Source organism: Mesorhizobium sp. M1143 (genome assembly GCF_040318435.1).
Lineage (GTDB): Bacteria > Pseudomonadota > Alphaproteobacteria > Rhizobiales > Rhizobiaceae > Mesorhizobium.
Window position 1 is genome coordinate 154,735 of sequence record NZ_JAMYMJ010000003.1, and the last position, 17,528, is coordinate 172,262.

15 protein-coding genes are annotated in these 17,528 nt (G+C 65.3%); 4 read left to right on the top strand and 11 right to left on the bottom strand.

The features are described from left to right. Positions 1 to 73 precede the first annotated feature (73 nt). A complete protein-coding gene (locus NKH35_RS04030; protein ID WP_352913406.1) occupies positions 74 to 1,066 on the top strand; it encodes a hypothetical protein in 993 nt (330 codons plus the stop codon). 160 nt (positions 1,067 to 1,226) lie between these two features. Further along, positions 1,227 to 1,667: a lipid-binding SYLF domain-containing protein gene (locus NKH35_RS04035; RefSeq protein ID WP_023686526.1), complete on the top strand. Its 441-nt coding sequence runs from the start codon at positions 1,227 to 1,229 to the stop codon at positions 1,665 to 1,667. Positions 1,668 to 2,021: 354 nt separating this feature from the next. Here NKH35_RS04035 and NKH35_RS04040 read toward each other — a convergent pair whose 3' ends face one another. The 8 genes from NKH35_RS04040 to NKH35_RS04075 form a co-directional block, all read right to left on the bottom strand. Beyond that, positions 2,022 to 3,002 (bottom strand): ABC transporter permease, encoded by a 981-nt coding sequence (locus NKH35_RS04040; protein ID WP_023669687.1) that lies wholly within the window; start codon positions 3,000 to 3,002, stop codon positions 2,022 to 2,024. Positions 3,003 to 3,243: 241 nt separating this feature from the next. Then, entirely contained in the window at positions 3,244 to 4,215 is a 972-nt protein-coding gene (locus NKH35_RS04045; protein WP_352913408.1) for an ABC transporter permease, read from the bottom strand. After that, entirely contained in the window at positions 4,212 to 5,762 is a 1,551-nt protein-coding gene (locus NKH35_RS04050; protein WP_352913409.1) for a sugar ABC transporter ATP-binding protein, read from the bottom strand. The genes NKH35_RS04045 and NKH35_RS04050 overlap by 4 nt, the downstream gene beginning before the upstream one ends. Before the next feature lie 278 nt (positions 5,763 to 6,040). After that, positions 6,041 to 7,075 carry an ABC transporter substrate-binding protein gene (locus NKH35_RS04055; protein WP_023683115.1) on the bottom strand — a complete coding sequence of 345 codons (1,035 nt, stop codon included), beginning with the start codon at positions 7,073 to 7,075 and terminating at the stop codon, positions 6,041 to 6,043. Positions 7,076 to 7,153: 78 nt separating this feature from the next. Beyond that, positions 7,154 to 8,068: a sugar phosphate isomerase/epimerase family protein gene (locus NKH35_RS04060; protein WP_352498313.1), complete on the bottom strand. Its 915-nt coding sequence runs from the start codon at positions 8,066 to 8,068 to the stop codon at positions 7,154 to 7,156. A 22-nt stretch (positions 8,069 to 8,090) separates the two neighbouring features. Continuing rightward, positions 8,091 to 9,626, bottom strand: coding sequence for a mannitol dehydrogenase family protein (locus tag NKH35_RS04065; protein ID WP_352913411.1), 1,536 nt, complete (start codon positions 9,624 to 9,626; stop codon positions 8,091 to 8,093). After that, complete coding sequence (locus NKH35_RS04070) at positions 9,623 to 10,405, bottom strand: SDR family oxidoreductase (RefSeq protein WP_023691914.1); 783 nt, start codon at positions 10,403 to 10,405, stop codon at positions 9,623 to 9,625. Before NKH35_RS04070 ends, NKH35_RS04065 begins: the two co-directional genes overlap by 4 nt. Before the next feature lie 79 nt (positions 10,406 to 10,484). Beyond that, positions 10,485 to 11,372: a MurR/RpiR family transcriptional regulator gene (locus tag NKH35_RS04075; protein WP_023710855.1), complete on the bottom strand. Its 888-nt coding sequence runs from the start codon at positions 11,370 to 11,372 to the stop codon at positions 10,485 to 10,487. A gap of 289 nt (positions 11,373 to 11,661) precedes the next feature. Here NKH35_RS04075 and NKH35_RS04080 point away from each other — a divergent pair, with 289 nt between their 5' ends. Then, complete coding sequence (locus NKH35_RS04080) at positions 11,662 to 12,846, top strand: Gfo/Idh/MocA family protein (RefSeq protein ID WP_023820598.1); 1,185 nt, start codon at positions 11,662 to 11,664, stop codon at positions 12,844 to 12,846. Positions 12,847 to 12,852: 6 nt separating this feature from the next. Here the strand turns inward: NKH35_RS04080 and NKH35_RS04085 are convergent, their stop codons facing one another. From NKH35_RS04085 to NKH35_RS04095, 3 genes are read right to left on the bottom strand one after another with little or no spacing between them, the layout of a single operon-like run. Beyond that, on the bottom strand, positions 12,853 to 13,716 hold the full coding sequence (locus NKH35_RS04085; protein ID WP_023710857.1) for a carbohydrate ABC transporter permease: 864 nt from the start codon (positions 13,714 to 13,716) through the stop codon (positions 12,853 to 12,855). Beyond that, on the bottom strand, positions 13,713 to 14,603 hold the full coding sequence (locus tag NKH35_RS04090; protein WP_023698623.1) for a carbohydrate ABC transporter permease: 891 nt from the start codon (positions 14,601 to 14,603) through the stop codon (positions 13,713 to 13,715). Before NKH35_RS04090 ends, NKH35_RS04085 begins: the two co-directional genes overlap by 4 nt. Next, positions 14,603 to 15,895, bottom strand: coding sequence for an ABC transporter substrate-binding protein (locus NKH35_RS04095; RefSeq protein WP_352543218.1), 1,293 nt, complete (start codon positions 15,893 to 15,895; stop codon positions 14,603 to 14,605). Before NKH35_RS04095 ends, NKH35_RS04090 begins: the two co-directional genes overlap by 1 nt. Positions 15,896 to 16,212: 317 nt before the next feature. Between NKH35_RS04095 and NKH35_RS04100 the strand changes: the two genes are divergently transcribed. Beyond that, positions 16,213 to 17,487 carry an extracellular solute-binding protein gene (locus tag NKH35_RS04100; RefSeq protein ID WP_352860099.1) on the top strand — a complete coding sequence of 425 codons (1,275 nt, stop codon included), beginning with the start codon at positions 16,213 to 16,215 and terminating at the stop codon, positions 17,485 to 17,487. Positions 17,488 to 17,528 lie beyond the last annotated feature (41 nt).

Below are 17,528 nucleotides of genomic sequence, written 5' to 3' on the forward strand. Positions count from 1 at the left end.
ATTTCACGGCTTTCACAAGCCTGTCTAATTATCATGGTTCCCCTTTGCAATTACATACGGACAACGGAAACGCATGATATTTTACGTCGCGCACCGGGAGCACGCCTACACGCAGGCGGTGGTGCTTCTGTATCACCGGACTGACCTGGAGGCGTGGTTCCGGCTGGTGCGCTACGAGGATGCCGGGCTGCTGCGCGGCGTTCGCGCCGGGGTGGTCATCTGGTCCGACATGGACCGGCTGACATCGGACGAATTGAGCCGCGCGGCCGGCATCAGCGCCGAACTGGCTGACAACACCGGCCTGACGCAGCTCAATCACCCGACCGCCAGCCTGCAGCGCTTCGACCTGCTGCGCCTGCTTCATGCCGACGGCAGCAACGCTTTTCGTGTGTTCAGGCCGGACGAGCTGGAAGAGGCGATACGCTATCCCGTTTTCATCCGCGACGAGACGGGCGCACTCTACAGGGAGCCGCCGCTGCTGCACGACCGGCCGGCGCTGGACGCCGCGATCGCCCGGCTGGACGGTAGCGATCTGGTGCGGCCGATGGTGGTGGAGATGATCGGCACCCCCGGAATGGACGGTTATTTCAGGAAGTACGCGGCGTTTCGGGTCGGCGATACGATCTACGGCCAGCATTGCGCCATGTCGAAATCGTGGTTCGTCAAGAATTCGCCCGAGCAATTGCTGCCGGCGCATATCGAAGAAATCAGGACCTATGTCGATACGAATCCTGACGCCAATGCGGTCATGCAGGTCTTCGAAAAAGCCCGCATGCAGTATGGCCGCATCGACTACACATTCGTCGACGGCAGGCTGGTGGTGTTCGAGATCAACAGCAACCCCACCGTGCTCAGCGACCCGCCGACGCCGTTCGCCAGCTATGACCCCAAGCCCTTTGCCGATCTTCAGGCCGACGCGCTGCTCGCGCTGCCGCAGGCTACCGAGGCGGACTCGCTGGCTGCAATCGACACCGCCCACCAGTCGGCGCTGGCCAAGTTGCGGCGCCATTACCAGATGAGGCGGCTGAAGTTAATGCTGCGAAAAGTGCTCAGGAAGAGAAAATAGGCGCCGCCTCCTCCGCAACCCGAAAGTACACCACGTCACGTTTCGTCGGATCTTGTCACAGCCTGCCTGGAACCAAATCACGGGCTAGATTGTTCAAGTTGGTTACGAATTCGACGCCGCCTGCCGGCTGGGCAAGCGGCGCACTTGAGGAGCTCCCACCATGACCATCTCGTCCAGCTTTCGTTCGCTTGCGGTTGCGGCCATCACAACTGTGTCCGTCAGCGCTGCCAGCGCCGCGCATGCCGATAGCGGCACGATCCGCTTTGCCGTCTACAAGGCGGCCTTCTTCGTCGGCGGTTCCGGCGGCGAGGGGACGCTGACCTTCCACGGCCGCTCCTATCCCATCACGATCGGCGGCGTTTCGGGCGGCTTCGCCTTCGGGGTTTCCAAGACCTATTTCCGGGGCACCGTGCGCCATATCCGCAGGGTGCGGGATGCGACCGGCGTTTATGGCGCGGCCGGCGGTGGCGGCGCGCTCGGCAAGGGGGCGCAGGTGATCGTCATGACCAACGACAAGGGCGCCCAGCTCGAGCTTACCGGCCGGCAGGTGGGCCTGCAGGTGAATGCGGATCTGAGCGGGATGGCGATTTCGTTGAAGTAAGGGGCGTTGCGTCTGGGTGTGCAAGGTCGCCCAGGATGGTGGCAATCAGTAGGTCGGTCCCCCACTCCGTCTCGGCTTCGCCGAGCCACCTCTACCCCCACTTTCGTGGGGGAGAGGAAACGCTAATTTTGGAAGTCGCGGCTTCAAAGGCTTAGGTTCTGCCTCAAGAAAAACTTGGATTTCCTTCCTATGAAAGCTTGGCATTTCCTCTCCCCCACGGACGTGGGGGTAGAGGTGGCTCGGCGAAGCCGAGACGGAGTGGGGGCTGGCGCTGCCGTAGGCGATAGCCTTGCGCTTCTGACGGGTAAGCCTGGCTTGCAGCGCCGGACCGGCGGCACTACTGCCGCCAGCCCCCTACCGCTCCTCCACAATCCGCAAATACGCCGCCGTCACGAACAGCACGATCAGCCCGAACAAGATCCGCCGTGCCCCCTCCGGCATCTGCAGGATGGTCAGCAGTGTTGTCAGCACGGTCAGGATCAGGGCGCCGATGATGGTGCCGGTGTAGCCGCCGCGGCCGCCGAAGATGGAGGTGCCGCCGATGACGGCGGCGGCGACCGAGGGCAGCACCAGCGGTTCGGCGAGCGACAGCGAGGGGGCCTTGATCAAGCCGATATAGAGCAGGCCGGTGATGCCGGCGAGCGCGCTGGAGGTGACGTAGAGCGCGGTGATGACCTGCCAGTATTGCACGCCCGACAGGCGGGTCGCGCGCTCATTGTCGCCGACGGCGTAGAGCAGGCGGCCGAAGCCGGTCCGGGCGAGCGTGAAGACGATGAGGGCGGCGAGCGGCACGAACAAAAGCAGCGCGTTGGGGAAGCCCCATGTCACGCCGGTGCCGAGCCAAGCCAAGAAGTCGGGGATTTTTGCGCCCGACGCGATCACCGTGCGCTGGTAGACCTGCAGGCAGCCGGTGCCGATCAGGCTGGTGCCCAGCGTCATGATCAGCGGGTGGACGCGGAAGACACCGACGCCGATGCCGTTGACGAGGCCGATCAGCACCGCCGGCATCATCGCCAGCAGGAACGCCACCGCCGGGTCCTGGTTGACCACTTGCGTCGCCATGATGAAGGCGCTCATCGTTGCCACCGTGCCGACCGACAGGTCGATGCCGCCGGTCAGCATGGTCATGGTCTGGCATCCCGCGAGGATCGCCAGCGGGATGGCGAATTTGATGGTGTTGGCGATCCAGCGCTCGTTGACGATGCCGGGGCGCAGGACCTGCAGGATTATAACCAGGATGGCGAGCAGGACGATCAGCGGGATGAGCGGGCGATCGGCCATGAAGCGCTTTATGCGGCGGCCGAAGGGGACCGGGGTGATGGCGGTGGTGCTCATGGGGCGGCTCTTGGTGTTGTGTGCTGCGAGGATGGCGCTCTACGGCGCCCCCCTCTGGCCTGCCGGCCATCTCCCCCACTTGTGGGGAGATTGGCAGCTTCAGCGCCTCGCTCCTTTTTGCAACGTTGAAGGCTGGCGAAAGCAGCGATGACAGCTGATCTCCCCCCTCGTGGGGGAGATGTCCGGCAGGACAGAGGGGGGCGCGAAGGAACGCCGACGTCTCTCTGCGACAGCCCTCCCATCATTGCCGCCCCCGCATCGTGATAAACGCCCCGAACATCACCACCGCCACCATGATCAGCCCCTCGATAATAGCCGTGACATTCGGGTCGATGGCGAGCAGCGTCAGGTCGGTGCGCACCAGCCTCAACACGAAGACGGCGACGATGGGGCCGAGCAGGCCGCCCTTGCCGCCGCCGAGCGCGACGCCGCCCAGCACCACGGCGGCGACGCTGGCGAGCAGATAGGGGCCGGGGATGGGGGCGCCGATGCCGGTGCTCATGGTCAGCGCCAGGCCGCCAAAGGCGGCGAACAGGCCGGACAGCGCATAGGCGATGATGCGGGTGCGCTTGACCGGCACGCCGGAGCGAAACCCCGCCAGTTCGCTGGAGCCGATGGCGTAGATGGAGAGGCCGAGGCGCGAGCGCCTGAGCGGTATCCAGATGACGCAGAGGCAGACGATCAGCACCAGCAGGGCCTTGGGCAGCCAGGCGTCTATGGCGTCGGGCAGGCCGGGGATCGGCACGGTGCCGGAGATCAGCGCCTTCAGCCATTCGGCGATGCCGCCGCCCGGCGCGTCGAGCACCAACAGCGCTGCTCCCTGCAGCACGAACAGCATGGCCAGCGTCACGACAATGTCGGGCACGCGGGTGACGACGATGAGCAGGCCGTTGAGCGCGCCGAGCACGAAACCCATGGCGAGCACGAAGGGCACCACGAACAGCGCGTATTCCTCGCTCGCGCCATTCATCATCGACGCCGCGGTGACGCTGGTCAGCGCCATCATGGCGGCGACCGACAGATCGATGCCGCCGGCGATGACGACCACCGTCTGCGCGGCGACTGCGAAGGCATAGGGCAGAACGGCTCGGGCGAGCGAGCCGAAATCATTGCTGCCATAGGCCGGCTGGATGATCCTGGTGGTGATGAACAGGACGATGAGCAGGGCGAACAGGCCGACGACCCAGCCTTGGCGGCGCAGGAAATGGCTCATGGCGCGGCCTCCGGCGAAGCCGAAGTGTTCGCGGTCGGATCAGCCAATATGCCGATATCGGCCTTGGCGCCGCGCGGCAGGCCGTAGGCGGCGCGCATCAGCGCCGGCTCGTCGGCGTCCTCGACCGGAAAAATGTCGACCAGGCGGCCGCCGAAGATGACGATGACGCGGTCGCAGACGCGCTGCACCTCTTCGAGTTCCGAGGTGTAGAACAGCACCGACTTGCCGTTGCCGGCGAGTTCGCGCAGCAGCTTGTAGATCTCCTGCTTGGTGCCGACATCGATGCCGCGCGTCGGGTCGAAGCACAGGATGGTGCGGGCATCCGCCGCGATCCAGCGGGCGATGGTCACCTTCTGCTGATTGCCCCCGGACAGGCGCTGCACTTCGCCCTGGGCGCGGGTGTCGATCTGCAGCCGCTCGATGGCGCTGAGCACGGTCGCGCGCTCGCGGCGCATGTTGATCGGCCCCCAGTTGCGCAAGGCAGCGCTGAAAGGCAGCGCGATGTTTTCGCGCACCGAGCGCTGCATGGCGAGCGCTTCCGAGCGGTCGCCCGGCACATAGGCAATGCCGGCGCGGATGGCGTCGATCGGGTGGGCGAATTTCACTGGCTGGCCATCGACTTCGATCGTGCCGCCGGAGGGCCGGATCGAGCCGGCAAGGGCGGCGAACAATTCGTCCTGGCCCTGGCCTTCGAGCGCCACGACGCCGGCGACTTCGCCGTCGGCGAGATCGAAGGAGACGTCGCTGAGCTTGGCGCCGACGCGGAGATTGCGCACGGAGATGCGCGGCCGGGCAGCTGCGGGCGCGGCCTTCTCGGCGGCGCTGCGGGCGGCGACATGAGTTTTCACGATGCGGGTGCCGAGCATCAGCTCGACGATCTTTTCCTCGACTCCGGGTACGATGTCGACGACACCGACGGTCTCGCCGTCGCGCAGCACGGTGGCGCGGTCGCACAGTGCGGAGATTTCGACGAAGCGGTGCGAGATGAAGATCACGGCGCGACCGGCATCGCCCTGGCGGCGCACCACTTCCAGCACTTTTTCGGCGAGGTTGGCGGGCAGGGCCGCCGTCATCTCGTCGAGCAGCAGCACGTCCGGCTCGACGGCGAGCGCCCGCGCCAGGTCGAGCACGCGCAGCACGGCCAGCGGGATGTCGCGCGCGGTGTCGCGCAGATCGAGGTCGGTGATGCCGAGCTCGCGCACCCAGGCGCGGAACGGCTCGACCGGCGTGCCGGTGAGCCTGAGATTGGAGAGAACGTCGAGATCGGGGATTAGCGACGGCTCCTGGTAGACCGGCAGCAGCCCGGCGCGGCGCGCGGCGGCGGGCGAGCGAATGTCGCGCGCCTCGCCACGGATCAGGATGCGGCCGGAGTTCGCCGGAATGGCGCCGGTCAGGATCTTCACCAGCGTCGACTTGCCGGCGCCGTTGGCGCCCATCAGCGCGTGGACCTCGCCCGGCAGCACGGAGAGCGACGCGTTGCGAAGCGCTGCAACCGCGCCGTAGCTCTTGGCGACGCCGGTGGCGTCGAGGAGGGGGCTGGTGGTCAACTGGTTTGTTGTCAAAATTGATGGTTCCAGAAACTAATGTCGGCGCTCTACGGCGCCCCCCTCTGTCCTGCCGGACATCTCCCCCACAGGTGGGGAGATTGGCAGTTCCGGCGCCGCCCCTCGTCTTGCGACGTAGAAAATTAGCGAAAGCCGAGATGACAGCCAATCTCCCCACCTGTGGGGGAGATGTCCGGCAGGACAGAGGGGGCGCCGTAGAGCGCTAGTCTGTGTGACGAGGACGGTCGTTCGCCGTCCTCGCCAGTTCATTCAAACCAGGCTTACTCCCCCGGCCCCTTGCAGGCCACGATCTGGTCCTTCGTGTAGGTCGTCCACTCCGGGATCGAGATCGAGACCGGCCATTCCGGGCTGAGCGACGGGTCGGCGGCTGCCTTCAGCTTGGCCTTGCCTTCGTCGGTGGCGTTGTCCCAAAGCTGCGGGTCGACCAGCACGGTCTGCTGCGCCGGCTTCTTGCCGTCGAGGATCTGCAGCGCCAGCGTCACGCCCGCGCCGCCGATCGAGCCGGGGTTGGTGACGGCTGCACCGACGAGACCTTTCACCGAGCTCAGCTGGCCGACGAAGCCGGCATTGTCGGCGCCGACCACCGGCACCAGCGGCGCCTGCGATTCGACCAGCGCGTCGACGATGACGTTGTCGATGCCCGACGTCCACACGCCGTTGAACGGCGTGCCGGTGGCCAGGAACGACAGCATCTGCTGCTTGGCCTGATCCTGCTGCCAGCCGGTGAAGACTTCCTGCGCCACCTTCACGCCGGGGTTTTCGGCCAGCGCCTTCTTGAAGCCTTTGTCGCGATCGCTATCGGCCGAGGCGCCGGCGGCGCCGCGCATGTAGAACACTTCGCCCTTGCCGCCCATCTGCTGGAACAGCCATTTGGCGCCGAGATAGGCATACTGTTCCTGGTTGTTGGAGATGATGTAGGCCGACGGTTCGGTCACCGCCTGGTCGACGGCAACGACGACGATGCCGGCCTTGGTGGCTTCTTCCAGGCCCGCCTTGATGCCGGCGGGATCAGCGGGGTTGACGACGATGGCGTCGACCTTGGCGCTGATCAGATTGCGGATGTCTTCGAGCTGGCCGGCGGCATCGGTGTTGCGGTGGGCGATGTTGAGCTTCGTCACTTCGCCCGAAGCCAGCGCCTGCGCCTTCATGGCGCAGACCATTTCCTCGCGCCAGCCATTGCCCTGCACGGTGTTGGAAATGCCGATCGTATATTTGGCTTCGGCCGACGACACGCCCATCGATGCCAGCAAGGCAGCGCCCGCAAGCAACGGGACCATGGTCAGTATTTTCTTCATGTCAGTACTCCTCCACATTGTTGTTTTTCGTCTCAGGGTCAGACCCTTCGGCAGGTTCAGACCAAGTCATTCACCTCGTCATTTGACGAAGGGGCGCAGCACGTCGCGGGCGAGCAGGAAGCCCCGCTTCACCGCATCGTCGTTGCCTTCAAACCGCCTGTCCTCATGTTCGATGATGACCGAGCCGTCATAGCCGGCGCGGTAGAGGCCGGAGAAGAAGCCGCTCCAGTCGACATCGCCCAATCCCGGCATGCGCGGCACCTGCCAGCCTATCCCGGCGGAAAGGATCCCGCGCTCATACAAACCATCATGATCGATCATCAAATCCTTGGCGTGGACATGCAGCATGTAGGGGCCGAACTCCTTGATGAAGCGGCCCTGGTCGATCATTTGCCAGACCAGGTGCGAGGGGTCGAAATTCATGCCGACCTCGCCGCCCCAGGCCTCGAGGATGCGCCGCCAGATGTAGGGCGAATAGGCGATGTTGTGCCCGCCCGGCCACTCGTCATAACTGAAGATCATCGGGCAGTTCTCGAAGGCGAGTTTTACCCCGTGATCGCGCGCATAGGCGACGGTCTCGGGCCAGACTTTCAGCGCGTCCTGCCAGTTGACGTCGACGGTCTTCGAGGCATCGCCACCGCAGAAGGTGTTGACCACCGGCACGCCCATATTGGCGGCCAGCACGATGACCTTCTTCAGATGGCCGATGACGGCCTCGCGATGGGCAGGGTCCGGATGCAGTGGGTTGGGGTAGTAGCCGAGGCCAGAGACCGTCAGCTTCTTCTCCGTCAGCGAAGCGACGATCTCCTTGGCCTGCGCGGGCGAGGTGGAAGCGGCATCGATATGGCTGGTGCCGGCATAGCGTCGCGTCGGGCCGGAGGTCTTCGGCCAGCAGGCGATTTCCAGCGCCTCGAAGCCGGCCGAGTGCGCCCAGCCGGCGACCTCGCCAAGCGGCGTCTCCGCAAAGGGTGCTGTAAGAACTCCAAGTTTCATTCTGCCTCCCTAGACCCGACGACTATAATGCCGATTGTTTGGATCGCTTCAACCTCGCGACCTCATCTTGTTCAAGACTGTGCCGGACAGCCGCCATCGGATCGTCCGACAGCAGGTCGCCCAGCGCCGATGTGACGGCCGCGCGGAACGTATCGTCGGCGGCAAGGCCGGGGTCGAATATCCCGTCGATGGCAAGGATGGCGGACACCAGCGCGCTGGCATCGTGACCGGTCGCATCGGCGATCGCGGCGACCTTGCCGGCATAGGGATCCGACACCGGCCAGCGTTTGCCGAAGCGTGCGGAAGCATGGATGAGATAGGCCATCCAGCCGGCGACCGGCACCGACAGGAGGCCTATGCTCTGGCCCATTGCGAGCCGGTCGCGGATCGGGTTGAGCAGGCGCTGGACGATCTTCTGCGAACCGTCGGTTGCGACCTGGTGGTTGCGGTGGCGGATCGCGGTGTTCTTCAGCCGGGCAAGGCTCTGCTCGACATAGGCAAGCGGCAGGACGCCGGATACCGGCATCAGCGTCGGCAGCGTCTCCTCGACCAGCATGCGCCGGATGAAGTCCGACAGCAGCGGGTTGGCTATGGCGTCCGATGTGTGCTCGAGCCCGGCCAGCACGCCGAGCGTCGCCAGTGTCGTCTGGGCGCCGTTCAGCACCCGCATCTTGAGATGCTCGAACGGCGTCACATCGTCGACGAAGGTGGCGCCGACCAGATCCCAGCGCGGCATGCGGCCGGCGAATTTTTCCTCGATCACCCACTGCCGGAACGGCTCACCGACAGCGACGGCGGCATCGTGGTAGCCGAACCATTGCTCGACACTGTCGAGGTCATCTTGCGTTACCGCCGGCGCGATGCGGTCGACCATGGCCGCGGGGAAGGCGACATTGGCCTCTATCCAGCGGGCCAGCCCTTTGCTCCGCCGTTCGGCAAACGTCCGCACGACATTGTTCAGGATAGTACCGTTGGTCGGAATGTTGTCACAGGAGAGAAACGTTATGGGTCGCTCATGTGTGGCCCTGCGCTGCTCCAGCGCCCGCACCAACAGGCCGGGGACGCTGCGTGGCGTCTCGGGGTTGGCGAGGTCATGGACGATATCAGGGTGGCCGAGGTCGAGTTCGCCGCTGGACGGGATGTGGCAATAGCCTTTTTCGGTCACCGTCATCGTCACTAGCTCGATATCGGGTGAGATCAGCACGCCGAGCGCCGGTGCCGCACTCTCCTGGCTGTCGACCACCCGGACGATGCTGCCGATGACGCGCGCCTCGATGTGGCTGTTCTCGCGGATCAGCCTTGTGTAGAGCCCGCCCTGCCGTCCCAGCGTGTCGGCAAGGCTGGGCGGACGGATGTTGATGCCGACGATGCCCCAGCGGTCGAAGCGCAGCGAGATGAGATCGTCGGTGTATTCGGCCTGATGGCAGCGATGGAAAGCGCCGACGCCGAGATGCGCCATGCCGGGCGCCAGGAGCATACGGTCATAGGACGGTGTCTGGACCGAGGCCGGCAAGCGGTCGAGCAGCGCCGGCCCAAGCGTTTCGGTGGAGGCGCTCACCGGTTCGCCCCGATCACCGCCTGCTCCTGGTCGATGACCGCGCCGGTCATCGGGCCGGCGGCGTCGGACAGCAGGAAGACGGCGAGGCTGGCGATGTCGTCCGGCGTCAGCAACCGGCCGAAAGGCTGCGCGGCATTGGCCTTCTCAAGCCAGCCAGGGCCGTTGCCCAAAGTCTCCGCCTGCATGATGCGTTCGGCCGGCGTGTCCGTCCAACCGACATTGATGCCGTTGACGCGGATGCGGTCGAAACGGTGGGCGTTGGCGGCGTTCCTGGTCAGCGTCGCCAGCGCGCCCTTGGTGGCGGAATAGACGGCAAGCTCCGGCGAGCCGCAATGGGCATTGATCGACAGGATGTTGAGAATGGCGCCACCTTGGCCGCGCTGCTTCATGTCGGCAATCGCCGCCTGCATCAGGAAGAACGGCGCGCGCGCATTGACGGCAAACAGCGCCGCCCAATCGTCGAGGCTGGCGTCGAGGAAAGAGGCGCGATCGGTCAGGCCGGCGGCGTTGACCAGCGCATCGATGCGGCCGAAGCGCTCGATGCAGGCCTGCGCCAGAAGGGTGGGGGCGTCAGCATCGGCAAGGTCGGCGGCGACGAAGATGGTCGGCGTGCCCAATTGCGAAAGCTCGGCCGCCACGGCCTCGCCACGCGCCCTCTCGCGCCCGGTGACCAGCAGCCCGGCGGCACCGGAACGCGCCAGCGTCTCGGCAATGGCGCGGCCAATGCCTTGCGTCGACCCGGTGACCAGAGCCACCTTGCCGTCAAGCCGGATCTCCATTCCTCCTCCCGGGAATAAAGTTTCTATTTTTTTAAATATGGAACGGCAATTCTGGATAGTCAATTGTGCCAGCGGCGGCTCATTCGCCGCGCCGCGCCGCCACCCCATGGACCAGCGCCATGCCAACGGCGAGCGAGGCCGCCAGCGAGCGGAAGCCGGCAAAGTCGGATTCCACCACTTCCAGCCAAGCGTCCGAGAGCCGAACCAGCGGGCTGAAAGTGCTGTCGGTGACGGTGACGATGCGGGCCTTGCGCTCATGCGCCACCGCGACGAGATCGGGCGTGATCGAATTGTAGGGGCTGAAGGAGACCGCAAGCACGGCGTCCCGTGCGCCGATGCAGCCGATCTGGTCGAGTGCGGAGGAGCCGACATTGTCGACCAGCACGTTGCGCACGCCTTGCTGCGACAGTGTCAGCGACAGATAGGCGGTGACCGGAAAGGCGCGCTTGGAGCCGATGACATAGATCAGCTCGGCGGCCGCCAGCAGCGTTACCATCTTGTCGAAACTCGCGACGTCGAAGCCGGCTTCGATGCGGCCAAGCGAGGCCTGCGATGCCCCGACCATGCCGTGCAGGAAATGCAGATTGGGCTCCGTCTCGGTGCGCGGCTCGCCGCGCCCTTCCGGCCACGATCCCTTGATGTGCTCCTTGAACAGGCCCTGGAAATCGGAAAAGCCGGAATAGCCGAAGATCTGCGCAAAGCGTACCAGCGTCGAGGGCTGCACGCCGGCCTGTGCCGCCACCTGCGCGATGGTGCCGAGCGCGACATCGCTCGGATGCTGCCACAGGAAGATCGCCACCTGGCGCAGCCGCTTGGGGAAATGCACCGTGCCCGACGACAGCACGGCGCGCAGCTCCTCGTAGGTCTGCGGCTGGATGTAGCCGAGCGCCGCCAGAGAGCGCCCGCGCTTGCGCGTCGCCGCCTCGTCGGTGCTCGATCGCCCGGATGCCTTGCTTGCCCCACTCATGATTTCAGGCTAGCGCGGTACGATCGTTTTACAATATGAAAATTGGAAATCGCGTTCGAAAGGGGTGCGGTTTCCCAACGTCGTCATCCTAGGGCGAAGCAGGAGCGAAGCTCCGTCGCGGAGACCCTAGGATCCATGCCGTGACGATGGTCGAGGAATGCAGCGGACGAGAAGGTTCTGCACCGTAGCATCGCTCTGATGTCACGGCATGGATCCTGGGGTCTGCGCTGCGTCGCTGCGCTCCTTGCTACGCCCCAGGATGACGAAGCCACAGGTGGAGGAGTTTGAAATGGTCTACGCAACATCGGACGGATCGGCGGGCAAGCGGCTCAGGGTCGGCATGGTCGGCGGCGGGCGCAATGCCTTTATCGGCGCCGTGCATCGGCTCGCCATGCGCCTGGACGACCAGATCGTACTGGTCGCCGGCGCGCTGTCGTCGGACCCGGAGAACGCCGCCGCCTCGGCCGCCGAGATCGGCATCGCGCCCGAGCGCAGCTACGCCGACTATCGCGAGATGGCGCAGGCCGAAGCCGCGCGGCCGGATGGTATCGAGGCGGTTGTCATCGTCACGCCCAACCATCTGCACGCGCCGATTGCCACGGCCTTTCTCGAGGCCGGCATCGACGTGATCTGCGACAAGCCGCTGTCGACGACGCTGGCCGACGCTGAGGCGCTGGTGGCGCTGGCGAAGGCGAAGAAGCGCCGCTTTGTCGTCACGCTCAACAACACCGGCTACGCCATGGTCCGCCAGGCGCGCGAGATGGTGGCGGCGGGTGCGCTTGGGCGGATCGTTTCCGTGCACGGCGCCTACATCCAGGACTGGCTGACCAAACCGATCGACGCCGACGGCCAGAAGCAGGCGGAGTGGCGCACCGATCCGGCGCGCGCCGGGCAGTCGGCGGTGCTGGCCGATATCGGCGTGCACGCCTTCAACCTGGCGAGCTATATCTCCGGCTGCGAGGCCGAGGCGGTGTCGGCGGATCTGTTCACCGCCGTGCCGGGACGTCGGCTCGACGACAATGCACATGTGCTGCTGCGCTGGACCGGCGGCGCGCGCGGCACGATCCTGGCCAGCCAGACCTCGCCCGGCCACTACAATGATCTCTCCGTGCGCATCTATGGCGACAAAGCCGGGCTCGAATGGTCGGGCGGGCGGCCGGAGGAACTGCGCTTCTCCATCCATGGCGAGGAAACCCGCACTTTGGTGCGCGGCGGCCATGGCTCGACGGCGGAAAGCCAACGCGTGTCGCGCATGCCGGCGGCGCATCCGGAAGGCTATATCGAGGCCTTCGCCAATTTCTACCGCGACGCCGCCGATATCATTCGCGCGCACCGTTCGGGCGGGACGGTTGATCCGGCGCGCGCGGCACAGGTGCCCGATGTCGTCGATGGCGCGCGCGGGGTGAAGTTTGTGGCGGCGGCGGTGGAGTCGAATGCTGCGGGTGGGGCTTGGACGGCGGCAAGGTTCGGGTGAGGCGAGCTATCCCTTGATCGCCGAGCCGACGATGGAATCGACGAAGAAGCGCTGCAGGAAGACGAACAGGATGAGCGGCGGCAGCACGGCCAGCGTCGCGCCGGCCATCACCAGGCCGGTGTTGACCGCACCTCTGTTGTAGCTGAGCAGGCGGCTCAGGCTGATGACGATCGGATAGGCGTCGGCATTGCCCTGCAGCACGGTCAGCGGCCACAGATAGCTGTTCCAGTGGTAGACGAAGGCGAAGAGGGCCAGAGCCGCGATTGCGGGGGCGATGCTGGGCGCGACGATCTTGTAGAGGATCAAGAACTCCGAGGCGCCGTCCATGCGCGCGGCGTCGATGAGCTCGTCGGGAACGCCGGAGATGAACTGGCGCATCAGGAAGATGCCGAAAGCATTGGCGAGATTGGGCACGATGATGCCGGCGAGGCTGGCGTTGAGGCCGATCGAGCCGACCAGGCGATAGAGCGGGATCAGCGTCACGATCGGCGGCAGGAACATGGTGGCGATCAGCACAGAGAACAGCAGCGACTTGGCGGGGAAGTGGTATTTGGCGAAGGCGTAGCCGGCCATCATGCTGGTCAGCAGGATGCCGGCGGTGGTGATCGAGGCGATGACCAGGGAATTCCACATCGAGCGGCCGACATTGACCACGCCCGACACCTTCTCATAGGCGTCGAAGCTCGGCGTAAGGGGGATCCACACCGGCGGCACCTGCATGCTCTCGGCCGGCGTCTTGAGGCTCGACAGCACCATCCATACCAGCGGGAAGGCCGAGGCGACGGCGACCAGCAGCATCAGCGTCGCCAGCAGCGCCTTGCGGCCCGACGGGCGCCGGCGCGACAGCCGGCTCGACGATCCCGCGCTCATTCGTCGTTCTTCCGGTTGGCGAAGGCAAACAGCGCGCAGACGACGACAATCAGCGAAAGCATCAGCATCACCGCCATGGCCGAACCCAGTCCACCCTGCGCACGCTCGATGCCGACGCGGCGGATGTGGTAGGTCAGCACATTGGTCGAGCCGACCGGCCCGCCCTGCGTGATCAGGGCAACCGGCTCGAACACCTGCACGGCGTTAATGATGGCGATGACGGCGCTGAACAGAAGCGTGCGCCGTATCAGCGGCAGGGTGATGAAGCGGAACTGCTCGAAACGGTTGGCGCCGTCGAGCTTTGCTGCTTCATACAGGCTGCCGGGGATTTGCGTCAGTCCGGCGATCGCCAGCACGGTGAAATAGCCGACCTGCTGCCAGACATTGAGGAAGACGATCGAGATCAGCGCCGAGCGCGGCGACGACAGGAAAGGCTGCGGGCCGATGCCGATAAGGCCGAGCATCTGGTTGAGAGGGCCTTCGCTCGGCGAATAGAGTTTCGACCAGACCAGCGCGACAGCGATCATCGGCACCATGTAGGTGGCAAACAGCACCGTGCGCAGCGCCGTGCCGCCGGCGACGTCGCGCTGGTAAACCATCAGGCCGAAGGCCACCGACAGAGGCAGGATGAGGACGACGGAGAGCGCGGTGTAGACGGCTGTGTTGGCGAGCGCGGCCTTGAAATCGCGGCCGACCGAGGAGACCCCAAAAATCTCGCGGAAATTGTCGACGCCGACGAAGCCGGCGCTGGAAAACGGTGTCTGCGTCGACCAGTCCTGGAACGACAGCCAGACGGTGAGCAGCATTGGCAACAGGACGAAGATGCCGATCAGCGTCACGGCGGGCGCCAGCATGATGCCCGCCGAGGCACGGTACCTCTGAATCATTATTTGGCGGCGCGCTCCAGGATCGAAATGGCGTCGGCCTGCGCCGTCGCCTGCGCATCCTTGGCCGAGACCTGGCCATACTGCAACGCCTCGAGCGTCTGCTGCAGCGATTCCGAGAATTCCTGGCCGCCGGGCACGACGGGGAACGGCTTGGCGTCGGTGAGCACGCTGACATAGCCGGAGAGGAATTCCGAGCCGAGCTTGTCCTTGTGCGCCTCGATGTCGGAGAGGCGTGAGGGCAGGATGCCCATCGACATCAGGATATCCGACATCGCGGAAGCGCCGTTCTTGCCGGACTTTGGATTGTTCAGCCAGGCGAGGAAGTCCCACGCCGCCTTCTGCTCGGCGGCACCTGCATTGGCGTTGACCACGGTCATCCAGGAGTAGGAGATCGAATGCGGCTTGTCGCCGCTCGGGCCGACGGGAATCGGCGCCGTTGCAATGTCGGCGAATCTGTCGCCCATGCCGGCCTTCAGCGCGCTCTCCCACCAATTGGCCATGATGATCATGCCGGTCTTGCCGGAGACGAAATTGTCGAGGAAGGGGCCGGTGGTGTTGGCGTCGGCTGTCGCCATCGACGGCACGCTGGCGCCCGACTTGATCAGGTCTTCATAGAGCTGGAAAGTCTCCGCGGCCTGCGGGCTGTCGAGCACCGGCTTGCCGTCCTTGACCAGGTCGCCGCCATTGGAGACCAGCAGCGAGGCGAAGGGGTGGACGACGCCGGCCGCCCAGGAGTTGATCATGCCGAAGCCTTGCTGTCCCGCATCCTGGTTGGTCAGCTTCTTGGCCGCATCCTTGAACTCGTCCCAGGTCTTGGGTGGCGCCGCGATGCCGGCCTGCTTGAACAGCGCCTTGTTGTAGTTCAGCGCATAGACGTCGATTTCGTTGGGGATGCCGTAGAGCGTGCCGCCGACCGAGGCGGCGCTGGTGATGCCCGCCGGCCATGCGGCCTTGACCTCGCTGGCCACCGCATCGGGGGCGGGCGCGACCAGCTTGTCGCGCGCCAGTTCCGGCAACCAGAGATCGTAGATGCCGCCGATCGTCGGGCCGTCCGCGCCGCCGCCTTGCGAGCGCAGCGTGGTCAGGAGGTCGCCGAAGGGGACGGCGCGCACGGTGACGCTGACATCCGGATTGGTCTTGGCATAATCCTTGGCCGCCGCTTCCAGCAGCGCGACCGTCTCCGGCGACCAGTGGGTGAGATAGGAGATGTTGACCGACTGCGCCCAGGCCGTGGCGGGCAGGATGGCGAGGCCTGCGGCCAGTGCCAGTTTCGACGTCCAGGCAAACGACATTCCTCATCCTCCCTATTGGTTCGCATGAGGTTATGACAAGTCAGCGCGGCGACGCAAGGGCTTGCTGGCGAAAAAGTCTCACATGGTACGGTCACAGATTTCTTTGCGGCGCTGGAATGTGGGTATTTGTCGTTATGTAACAAACAGTTGCGGGTACTGCAATGTCGCGAGGGGGCCAAACGCCGCCATTCCTGAGGCGCAGCAGACCTCTTGCGAATACCGCTATGTCGTTATAATGACTTTTGCCGAACCAATGGCTTCTCACGGCACGGGAACGCCGCGGGACGCCAAGCACAGAGAACAATGGGAGACTGGCAATGAGCATGCTTTCACTTCACCGGCGCGCAGCACTTGGCCTGATCGGCGGCCTTGCCGCCGCCTGCGCCGGCGTCTTCGCCTCATTGCCGGCGCGAGCCGCCGACAGCACGGTGACGCTGTGGAGCTGGCGCACCGAGGACGAGGCAGCGATGCGCCGCATCTTCGATGCCTTCGAGGCGAAGAATCCCGGCATCAAGGTCGCCATTCAGTTCACGCCGGATGCCGACTACCAGAACCGGCTGAGCACGGCGCTGCGCGGCGGGCGCGGGCCCGACATCGCGCAGCTCAAGGCCTATGGCGAATTGCAGCCCTTCGTCGAGGCCGGCTATCTCGACGCGCTGGACGACAGCGTGCCGGAGCTGAAGAATATGGAGGACGCGGCGCTTGGCGGCGCGCGCGGCCGCAGCGACGGCAAGCTCTATGGCGTGCCCTATTCGGTGCCGATGATGGGCGTCTTCTACAACCAGGATATTTTCGCCGCCCAGGGCATCGAGATCCCCAAGACCTACAAGGATTTCACCGCTGTCTGCGAGAAGCTGAAGGCGGCCGGCATCACGCCGATCGCCACCGGCGGCGCCAACGGCTCGGCCTGGGAACTGGAGATCGCCGTCGGCGTCGTCGGCCCGACCGTCTATGGTCCTGAATTCTACGACGAGATGATGAGCGGCAAGGCGACCTTCGAGGATCCGCGCTATGTCGCGGCGCTGAAGCGCTTCGCCGAGCTGAAGCCGTATTTCCCCGACGGCTTCGCCGGCATCGACTACACCACCGCCACGCAGCAGTTCATCGGCGGCAAGGCGGCGATGTTCCTCGGCGGTTCGTTCGAGAACGGCAGCTTCAAGGCGCAGAACCCGAAGCTGAAATTCTCGATCTTCCCGTTCCCCGCCGACGATGCCGGGGCAAAACTCTACACCTCGGCCTTCTCCGACGGCTCCTATGGCCTGGTCTCCGAGAGCCAGAACAAGGAAGCCGCGACCAAGGTGCTGGGCTTCATGGCTTCGGCAGAGTTCGCGCAGATGTTCGCCGACGAGCTCGGCTGGCCGCCGGCCCGCACGGATGTGACGGTGAAGGATCCAGTGCTGGCCTCGATGATGGAGATGGCGAAGAATTCGACGCCCTATCTGACGCTGGTCGGCTTCCGCTGGCAGTCGCCGACGGCGTCTTCGGTGCTGCAGTCGGAGATCATCGACATGGTCGAAGGCAACATCGCGCCGGAGAAGCTGGCGGCCGACATGCAGGCCGCAGTCGCCACCTGGTTCAAGCCGAAGCAGTAGGCGCGGCCCGTCGCAAAGCGGCCGGCCTCTCACGGACCAGA

What these genes read in the sequence shown, in the direction of transcription:
- NKH35_RS04070 (WP_023691914.1), bottom strand. Translation starts at nt 10,405, where the DNA reads ATGGAGATCCGGCTTGACGGCAAGGTGGCTCTGGTCACCGGGTCGACG.
- NKH35_RS04035 (WP_023686526.1), top strand. Translation starts at nt 1,227, where the DNA reads ATGACCATCTCGTCCAGCTTTCGTTCGCTTGCGGTTGCGGCCATCACA.
- NKH35_RS04030 (WP_352913406.1), top strand. Translation starts at nt 74, where the DNA reads ATGATATTTTACGTCGCGCACCGGGAGCACGCCTACACGCAGGCGGTG.
- NKH35_RS04080 (WP_023820598.1), top strand. Translation starts at nt 11,662, where the DNA reads ATGGTCTACGCAACATCGGACGGATCGGCGGGCAAGCGGCTCAGGGTC.
- NKH35_RS04085 (WP_023710857.1), bottom strand. Translation starts at nt 13,716, where the DNA reads ATGAGCGCGGGATCGTCGAGCCGGCTGTCGCGCCGGCGCCCGTCGGGC.
- NKH35_RS04045 (WP_352913408.1), bottom strand. Translation starts at nt 4,215, where the DNA reads ATGAGCCATTTCCTGCGCCGCCAAGGCTGGGTCGTCGGCCTGTTCGCC.
- NKH35_RS04040 (WP_023669687.1), bottom strand. Translation starts at nt 3,002, where the DNA reads ATGAGCACCACCGCCATCACCCCGGTCCCCTTCGGCCGCCGCATAAAG.
- NKH35_RS04095 (WP_352543218.1), bottom strand. Translation starts at nt 15,895, where the DNA reads ATGTCGTTTGCCTGGACGTCGAAACTGGCACTGGCCGCAGGCCTCGCC.
- NKH35_RS04075 (WP_023710855.1), bottom strand. Translation starts at nt 11,372, where the DNA reads ATGAGTGGGGCAAGCAAGGCATCCGGGCGATCGAGCACCGACGAGGCG.
- NKH35_RS04100 (WP_352860099.1), top strand. Translation starts at nt 16,213, where the DNA reads ATGAGCATGCTTTCACTTCACCGGCGCGCAGCACTTGGCCTGATCGGC.
- NKH35_RS04060 (WP_352498313.1), bottom strand. Translation starts at nt 8,068, where the DNA reads ATGAAACTTGGAGTTCTTACAGCACCCTTTGCGGAGACGCCGCTTGGC.
- NKH35_RS04055 (WP_023683115.1), bottom strand. Translation starts at nt 7,075, where the DNA reads ATGAAGAAAATACTGACCATGGTCCCGTTGCTTGCGGGCGCTGCCTTG.
- NKH35_RS04090 (WP_023698623.1), bottom strand. Translation starts at nt 14,603, where the DNA reads ATGATTCAGAGGTACCGTGCCTCGGCGGGCATCATGCTGGCGCCCGCC.